Genomic DNA, 7,186 nt, shown 5'->3' with positions numbered 1-7,186 from the left:
TGTAGTTGACTTTTGCCATTGTTTTACCTTTTTGGGGTTGCGCAATGAATATAGTAGCTTATGCTACCCTCTTATTAAACTCCTGCATGGTCCAGATTATTATCATATCCATCTAAATCAGAACAGAAAATAAGGCCCATCTGCTCTAAGTGAGACGCATAGAACTTAAACTTGTACTTATCTATTGCAGTTATATTCTGCTGAGCAAAAAGGTCATAAAAATTCCACCAAGTATCAATTGTTTCAAGTTCTTTTGCATTCATTTCAACAAAATTTAACACCAAAATCTCCTGCGTAGAAATATTTCCGAGAATATCAATAAAGATTTTTTCATTAGAATCATCATATGCAAGCTGATTCTGTACAACCTGTTTATAAATTTGGACAACCGCCACTCTCTTTTCTTCCCGATTAAAAGAATTTATCCTTTTTATTATATCGATCATTAAATTCGCATAATCATCCGATTCAAGGAATTCTTTGGATATTAAGTCCTTAGAGACGAGCTCTTTATAGCAATCATCCAGCCTATCTATTGTTTGCTGAAAACTTTGCTGTTTCAATTCCGCAATTACACCACCAAAAAAAGCCGCAAATATTGCAATCGGAAGATTAACCGATGCTATCGCGACCTCTCCAGCAGAAAATAAGGATTGCAAGACTAGAGGCCACATTGACGGATCTATCCGCATATCTTTGGGTTTTAGGCCTTTCATCTTTCGCGCCATTTTTGTTTTCACTTTCATGTCAGTCTTTTTACGCGGAGTCATTTTTCCTCAATTATAGATTTGGGTAACGCCATTTCTCACCCATAATCATCTCATTGGGAATATACTCTTTTTATTCGATGTAGTCAATATCCACCCTAGAGAATGTAGTGTATGATTTCGACACCAACGCCATTATTAAAAAAATGTATAATTAGAAAAAAACGGAGCAATTATGACACTTATCGTCGCAGCACTTACAAAAAAGAAAGGATTCCTATTTGGAGATCAAACAAGGACAATTTCATCTAAAGACGGAAGTCCAATTCAAATTCAAATGGATAATATTAAAATTACTACAACAGGAAATGTCTACTGGCAAAATAGCGGAACAAAAATTATTCCCATATGCAACAACACTGCATACATAGCCATGGCCGGAAGTGACGAGAAATTCAAAACATTCGTCCAAGCACTAAGAGAAGTAAAGAAATATGATGACATAAATTCTTTCACAAGCCAATATTGGCTAAAGCATGGAGATGATTCACCAGATCAATTCATTCTTCTTTCCAAAAGCAATGATAAAGTATTTACTGAATACTATTTCAAATACGAAGATGCCCGTTACAAATCATACTGTAATTACACTTATTTGCCAAAAGACAGCAAGGTTCTATTTATTGCCATCGGAAGCGGAAGCGAAGCCTTTTATGGATTTATTCGCATTTTAAATGACGAAATAGAAAAGCAATATAACGAAGCCTTCTCTCAAGGTTCCATCTTGCAATGGGAAAACGATTTAAAAGAAAAAATCAAATCCATTTATTCTGACATACACCACCAAATTAGAGGCGTTGGAGAGGATGTTGATATAGCCGAAGTGGAATTATAGAACAACGTCAACCAATCATTTTTTGAAGATTGTTCCACCTACACGGGATCTGGCATTCCTGGATTTCGTTCAATCGGTTCGTAATGATTATTTGGATCAAAGCAATGGCTCGCAGTTCCTGGGAAGTTCAGATTATCAAGCAACGCTTTTCGGACCTCGTCAATTCCAAAAAAAACAGTAAACCAGACAGACCAATTGCCACGATTCTGAACCAAGTCAACAATGAACTCAACGACCTCAGTTCTTTCCGCTGGCGTAGATTTAGACAAATATTTCGTCCGGTATTTTTGGGCAAGTATCCAGGAGCCTCGACGGTGAGACCAACGATTATCCGACGCTTGATTCATTTGAGGCATCTTACCGATTCCCGTCAAATTGAGCAATTCCTGTGCTCCTTGTATTGATGTCGGATTTTGCAGGGACGGATTAACCAACACTCCACCAACGGGGGTGTAAACGAAGCTCAAAAAAGTATTGTTCTTGTGAGGAAAATGACAAACAGGAGACGGATTTACATTTCCCTTATTGTCCATGGCGTTGCAAATAGAGCACCCCAACAAAAAATCATTCCAGGAATAAGTTAAATTCGTATTCGAGCTTTTAGGCAATGTATGCTCTACAGCCTCGGAACGTACAACATGTTCAGCAACTTCGCAATACGAACAGAATTCTCCCAAATTTTCATTAAGTACAGGCTTGGCACTTTGATACGGTTTATACGTCGCCTGAACAACCCCACCTTGATACGCATGTCCTACCGGCCATTTTTCTACAGGTCTCATCGGGTATTTCTCTCAGCCTTTAGTAGTGCAACATAAGCCGGATCATCCGAATTTTCCGTTTCAATTTGGGTCAACCGATTTTCCTGTTCTGTTGTTAGTTCGCCACCAGATTTCACTATATCAAAGTATTCTGTAGCAAGCCTAACCATTTCATTATATTTTTCGCTTCTACGGGTATCTTCGGACATTCCCATAAATTTAATCGCAACATCCTCAAGACTAGCCATTTGATTGTTTTCTTCAAGTGATTCATTGTCCAAAACAATCAAACCATTTTTCGGTGCACTTTGCACAATAAATGGAGAATGGGTCGTGACGATAAACTGAATTAACGGAAATGCTTTTTTCAGGTCAGCCAAGACATGTCGTTGCCACTTGGGATGCAGGTACAAGTCTATTTCATCGATAAGAACTACACCAGGGGTATTGGTAATCGACTTCTCACCAAGGAATCCGTTCAGTTCGATACACCTGTGAGAAATTTCTGCAACAAGATTAATCATCGACTTAAAGCCGTCACTCAACTGCGAAAAACGATGCCTAGACTTGCGCGCATCCAACCCAACTACAGCATCCAGTTCGCCATACGCCATATCAATATCAATTTCAGAGATATACGGTATTGCCGTCTTTATCGCATCAATAAAAGCAATTTTCGTGCCCTCAAACTCTTTTCCACTGCGAATGTTTTTTTCTGCATTCAAGAACCAACCATGAGCACTAGCAAAGTCAACTTTTTCCGTCAAGGCGGCCTTGTAGGCCCTCTTTACCCTAGACATTCTTTCAGAGGTATCCTTATTCATCCTCATTTGTGATGACAAACGGTTTGTTCCGAAAGAAAGCAATACCGGCAAGACACTTTTTTTTGCAACATCAGGCTCGTTGTCAGACAAGGGTTTTCTAGACTCAACTACAGCATCAACAAATTCTTGCAATTCACCAATACAACGCTGGTTGTGGCTAGTTGAAGCCCCTACCAATTCCCTATACCACCCTATCGGCGTACCAAAGAATTGCCCCGGAGAAACACAAGACAACGAAGACAGAACAGAAACTCTTGTCTTTTGATCACTATACAAGTAGTCGCGAGAAGAGTCGTCAAACCAGCAATAACGCTCATCTTCAAGAATCTGGCGACGATAAGCCCTTGTTCCCGGCAAATCACCTAGGCACTGCAAAAAAGCGCCTAATGCGACTTGAATACCGTTTAATACGCTCGTTTTACCTTTTGTGTTATTTCCAATGATAACAGTAACATCGTTCAACAGGGATTCCCACTCCTGGAATCCCATAAAATTTTGCAATTTTATGGATTTTAAAAAAGGTGATGCATATTCAATTTGTTTCATTTAAAAATAAAAATAGCATAAAATTTATTCAAACGTTCATTTCTTACGAAAAACAGCCCCCAAAGTCCAACCATTCATCAGTCCCATCCCCAAATACGCCTCATCTTGCGAGGGGCGGCGGAGCCCCTTGGCGGAGCCGCCCCTCGCTGAAGAAGAATCTGTTAATACCCGCGACAACATCTTTAACCTGGCGAGTGCACGGCACATCCTGCCACCCGATTACACCCCCTCCATACCCCCAAAATCGTCCCACTCCTTATCTTTTACATTTTCTGTAAAACACAGTCCAATCGCCACCCTGCATGGGGATATTCTCAAAACACGACAGAGGGGCGCGAGCCCCTCTGTTGTGTTCCTTCTACAGAATCTCCCCTAGCAACTAGCGATAATCTTGTTCTCGAAGTGGGAATATCCGATTTCTTCGTTGTCCCACATGATGCAGTCCTTCATCGTCAGGTTCTTGAGCTTGCAGTTGTCACCGATAGTCACGTTCGGGCCGATGGTGCAGTTCTCGATGGAGACATTCTTCCCGATGATGCACGGGGGAATCAGCCTGGCATTGTGAATGGAATCCCGCTGGTCGACGGCGGCGCGGCTGAGATTGTTGAGTTCGGGGCGTTCCCCGGCCAGGGCCGGGGGCGGGCTCTCGCGGCACGGAACCGTGGCGTCACCCCACGGTTTCCCCGCCTAGAGGGCCGAGCGCAGTTGACGAGCGGCCCTCCCGGCCCTTCGGGCTTCGATCCCTAACGCAATGCGGGAGACGAGACGGGGTTCACTTCTTCAGGAACGTGTTCACGAAGGTTCCACGCAACAAGTTCGCCGCAGTGGCCGCCCTGCTCAAGGCCACCTACGCCCAGGAGGACCGCGAGGCCACGCTAGCCAAGGTCAAGGACGTTGAACGCAAGTTGCGCGAGATGAAGCTGAACTCGGCCGCGGACATGTACGCGAAGGGAGTTGGCGAAACGCTGACGTACCTCGAGTTCCCCAGCCAGCATTGGCGCAATATCCGGACGAACAACATCCTCGGCTTTTCTTCAGCCTAAATCTGATGTTGGAACAAACTATTTTTTCGAAGTCTTTTTCTCGATCGTCTTGATAGAATCCAAGAAAGCCTTTTCTACAGACGAGAGCGTCTTTTGCTGGTATTTGCGATATTCACCGGTAGCCTTTTCGACCGCCTGTTCATGGGAAACAGAGCCATTGCCTTTAAGCAACTGTTCGCCACCAGCCGTCAGGATTTGATCCAGGTGCTTTGACCAGTCCGCCATAGTCATCGGTTCATGGCGTTCGGCCTTGCGCTCTGCGAAGTCCAGATAACCTGAAACGATTTGTCCCATGGCTCGCAATTCCCTTTCATCCAGATAATTTTTGGCAATCAACGCCTCTTGAAGAGTCGGCTTATCCCCAGAAAAAGTCGTAAGTCCCATAAAAACCTTTTCGGCATCTGCGCGGCTATAGATGACCTCCGCCGCAGTCTGCCCGTGCACGGCAAAATGCATCTTGTTCTGCACCTTCTTGAAGAACAGAACCGATGTATCCGCCTTGGGGTCATAGTCAATACTCGTCGCGTAAATGTCGAGAACCTGTCGGTAGAACACCTTCTCGCTGGCACGGATGTCGCGAATCCGCGCCAGAAGTTCTTGCCAGTAATTGCCTCCGCCCAACTTTTTTAGGCGATCGTCGTCCATCGTGAAGCCCTTGACGATGTATTCCTTGAGGCGTTTCGTGGCCCACTGCCTAAACTGAGTGCCTCGCAAGGACTTTACGCGATAGCCCACAGAAATAATGACATCAAGGTTGTAGAAATTCACCTCGTGAGACTGCGTTTTGCCCTCAATCGCCCCATGCGGAGTGGTTATTCGGAATTTCCGAACAACCTCTTTTTCGTCTAGTTCTCCCTCTTTGAATACATTCTTTATATGCTCGTTTATGGTCGATTTAGACTTGCTAAACAGCACGGACATCTGGTCCTGCGTAAGCCAGGCCGTCTCGTCCTCGAAACGGACCTCCACATTGATGGACTCGTCATCGGTCCTGAAAATTACAATCTCTTCGTTCATATCGCCCCAAAAACCTACACACTTGTTCACTATCAAATATACACAAACGCAGGGCGGTTGTCAATACCCCCGGCGCATTTTTTGAAAAATATTTCGCGGGGGCGCGTCAGCGACCCCGCGGGCATCTTGTGCCCCGCATCCAGCAACAGCCCTACCTCAGCGGGTTCTTGTCGCTCTTGTACCACTTCATGAACTCGGCGATGCCGTCGTGCAGGCTCCAGTGGGGCTTGTAGCCGCATTCCGCCTCGAGCTTCGTGGTGTCGGCGTTCGTCTGGTAAACATCGCCCGGCTGCATCGGCAAGAATTCCTTCTTCGCGGGCTCGCCGTAGGCGTTCTCGATTTCGGCGATAAAGTCCATCAGCTTTACCGGGTGGCTGCACCCGATGTTGTACACCTTGTATGGCACACCGTTCGGGCACTTTTCTGCGACAGGCATGTGGTCAAGCGCATGCACGCTGCCCTCGGCGATGTCGTCGATGTAGGTGAAGTCGCGAATCATGTCACCGTTGTTGAACACCTTGATGGGCTCGCCCTTCGAAATGGCGCGGGCAAACAGCATCGGGCTCATGTCGGGCCTCCCCCACGGGCCGTAAACCGTGAAATAGCGCAGTCCCGTCATCGGGATGCCGTAAAGCTTCGCGTAGGAATGCGCCATCAGTTCGTTGCTCTTCTTGCTCGCTGCATACAAACTAACCGGGTTGTCAACCTTGTCGTCTTCGCTGTACGGGACCTTGCTGTTCAGGCCATAAACAGAACTGGACGACGCATAGAGCAGATGCTTCACCTGGTTGTGGCGGCATGCCTCGAGAATGTTGAGGAAGCCGACCATATTGCTCTGCATGTAGGCATATGGGTTCGTGATGGAGTAGCGCACGCCCGCCTGGGCAGCAAGGCTCACCACCTTGTCGAACTTCTCGGCAGCAAAAAGTTTGTCGATAGATTCCTTGTCGGCGAGGTCCATGCGCACGAAGCGCGCACCCGTGAGCATCGTGCTTTCGAGCATCTGCCCGAAGGGGATTTCGGCAAGCACGCCTCCGTTCGCAGAACGGAAACCGTTTTCCCACAGGCGCCCGTACTTGAGGCGCACATCGTAATAGTCGTTGATGTTGTCGAGGCCGACAACCTCGTCCCCGCGGGCCGAAAGCATCGCCATAATCTTCGAGGCGATAAAGCCCGCCGCACCAGTCACAAGAATCTTCATTTTATCTCCTTTTTTTAGAGCAATTCAATCAACGAATCGAGTTCATCAATTCTTTTGCGCACGCACTTTTTTAACATATCAATAGCATCCTCGAGGATGGATTTGTAGGTTTTTTAATAGTGGGTTCATGAACAACCATATTCATTACCGGTTAAGTTAAAATATATCCTTTTTTCTTGTTAAGTGGTATAC

General features: G+C 45.8%; 6 protein-coding genes and 1 pseudogene. 2 read left to right on the top strand and 5 right to left on the bottom strand.

What is annotated here, in order from left to right; genetic code table 11:
- Positions 1-74 precede the first annotated feature (74 nt).
- Positions 75-770, bottom strand: a complete 696-nt coding sequence (locus BUB22_RS15710; RefSeq protein WP_073116607.1) for a hypothetical protein — start codon at positions 768-770, stop codon at positions 75-77.
- 172 nt (positions 771-942) lie between these two features.
- Between BUB22_RS15710 and BUB22_RS15705 the strand changes: the two genes are divergently transcribed.
- Positions 943-1,602 carry a hypothetical protein gene (locus tag BUB22_RS15705; RefSeq protein ID WP_073116606.1) on the top strand — a complete coding sequence of 220 codons (660 nt, stop codon included), beginning with the start codon at positions 943-945 and terminating at the stop codon, positions 1,600-1,602.
- A 38-nt stretch (positions 1,603-1,640) separates the two neighbouring features.
- Here the strand turns inward: BUB22_RS15705 and BUB22_RS15700 are convergent, their stop codons facing one another.
- Positions 1,641-2,384 carry an HNH endonuclease family protein gene (locus BUB22_RS15700; RefSeq protein WP_073116605.1) on the bottom strand — a complete coding sequence of 248 codons (744 nt, stop codon included), beginning with the start codon at positions 2,382-2,384 and terminating at the stop codon, positions 1,641-1,643.
- A complete protein-coding gene (locus BUB22_RS15695; protein WP_073116604.1) occupies positions 2,381-3,733 on the bottom strand; it encodes an AAA family ATPase in 1,353 nt (450 codons plus the stop codon). Before BUB22_RS15695 ends, BUB22_RS15700 begins: the two co-directional genes overlap by 4 nt.
- 779 nt (positions 3,734-4,512) lie before the next feature.
- Between BUB22_RS15695 and BUB22_RS15685 the strand changes: the two are divergent.
- Positions 4,513-4,776: pseudogene (locus tag BUB22_RS15685) on the top strand (transposase); the annotation flags it as partial.
- A gap of 18 nt (positions 4,777-4,794) precedes the next feature.
- Here the strand turns inward: BUB22_RS15685 and BUB22_RS15680 are convergent.
- Together BUB22_RS15680 and BUB22_RS15675 are read right to left on the bottom strand one after the other, a co-directional pair.
- Positions 4,795-5,793 (bottom strand): virulence RhuM family protein, encoded by a 999-nt coding sequence (locus tag BUB22_RS15680; protein WP_073116600.1) that lies wholly within the window; start codon positions 5,791-5,793, stop codon positions 4,795-4,797.
- Positions 5,794-5,944: 151 nt separating this feature from the next.
- On the bottom strand, positions 5,945-6,994 hold the full coding sequence (locus BUB22_RS15675) for an NAD-dependent epimerase/dehydratase family protein (RefSeq protein ID WP_073116599.1): 1,050 nt from the start codon (positions 6,992-6,994) through the stop codon (positions 5,945-5,947).
- Positions 6,995-7,186 lie beyond the last annotated feature (192 nt).

Origin of the sequence: Fibrobacter sp. UWCM (assembly GCF_900129735.1) — a bacterium.
Classification (GTDB): domain Bacteria; phylum Fibrobacterota; class Fibrobacteria; order Fibrobacterales; family Fibrobacteraceae; genus Fibrobacter.
The sequence above is the reverse complement of the archived record's forward strand: the minus strand, read 5'-3'. Positions and strand labels throughout refer to the sequence as shown.

Excerpts from the sequence above, each read along its gene's own strand:
- BUB22_RS15710 (WP_073116607.1), bottom strand. The coding sequence starts at position 770 with ATGACTCCGCGTAAAAAGACTGACATGAAAGTGAAAACAAAAATGGCG.
- BUB22_RS15705 (WP_073116606.1), top strand. The coding sequence starts at position 943 with ATGACACTTATCGTCGCAGCACTTACAAAAAAGAAAGGATTCCTATTT.
- BUB22_RS15700 (WP_073116605.1), bottom strand. The coding sequence starts at position 2,384 with ATGAGACCTGTAGAAAAATGGCCGGTAGGACATGCGTATCAAGGTGGG.
- BUB22_RS15695 (WP_073116604.1), bottom strand. The coding sequence starts at position 3,733 with ATGAAACAAATTGAATATGCATCACCTTTTTTAAAATCCATAAAATTG.
- BUB22_RS15680 (WP_073116600.1), bottom strand. The coding sequence starts at position 5,793 with ATGAACGAAGAGATTGTAATTTTCAGGACCGATGACGAGTCCATCAAT.
- BUB22_RS15675 (WP_073116599.1), bottom strand. The coding sequence starts at position 6,994 with ATGAAGATTCTTGTGACTGGTGCGGCGGGCTTTATCGCCTCGAAGATT.